The organism is Aerococcus sp. L_32, from assembly GCF_050689315.1.
In genome coordinates, this window is record NZ_JBOEQF010000806.1 from 1 (window position 1) to 832 (window position 832).

2 protein-coding genes are annotated in these 832 nt (G+C 41.8%); both read left to right on the forward strand.

The features are described from left to right. The coding region (locus ACRCJ0_RS16610) for a phosphoribosylformylglycinamidine synthase subunit PurQ (RefSeq protein ID WP_431391263.1) at window positions 1-511 on the forward strand (511 nt) is incomplete at its 5' end. Window positions 512-517: 6 nt separating this feature from the next. Beyond that, window positions 518-832, forward strand: a 315-nt coding sequence (locus ACRCJ0_RS16615) for an AIR carboxylase family protein (RefSeq protein ID WP_431391264.1), incomplete at its 3' end; no start/stop codon positions are given.

Here is an 832-nt window from a genome sequence, read left to right on the forward strand (position 1 = left end):
AATCCTTAATAGACCGGATGTTAGCCAAGCTATTGACGCTCATTTACAAGCCAACCGCTTAATTATCGGGTCTGGATCTGCTTTTTCAGCCTTAATCCGCACTGGTTTAATTGAATTTGGCCAAGTGACTGGTCACTCAGCGATTCGTGTTTTACCAAATCAAAACGGCAAGTTCGTGTCTGATTTGACTACTGGCCGTGTCGTTTCTGAAAAATCAGCCTTTACCACTGGTCGAGCTAACAAAACCTATACCGCACCGCTTGCAACAGCATTTGGTCGCGTTGTATTAGGGGAAGCAGCAGAAAAAATCAAAGCTAAAGGTCAAGTGATTGCCGCTTTTGATACTTATTTTGCAGAAGAAAATATCGATGGCTTAGCTAGTCCAAATGGTTTAGTCTTTGGGACCATCTCTTCATTTGAAAGAAGTGGGCAAGACCTCTACCAAAATGTGCCAAGTCAAGGTGAAAATCCATTCTTAACTGAAGCTTTTGCGTATTTAAACGCCAAATAGGAGGAAATGATGTTCGTTAGAATTATTATGGGTAGTTCAAGTGATGTTGAAATCGCCCGCAAAGTAACTAGTAACCTAAGTAAATTTGAAATTCCTTACCAAGTATCTGTGATTTCTGCCCACCGTGCCTTAGATGATTTACAAGCCTTAGTTGGGCAAAATGATGCTGACCTTTACATCGGTATTGCCGGTAAAGCGGCGCATTTACCAGGGGTGATTGCTGGCATGACGGTTAAACCAGTAATCGGTGTACCGGTTAAATCATCTACCTTGTCAGGTTTAGATGCCTTGTTATCTATCGTTCAAATGCCTAAAGGTGTT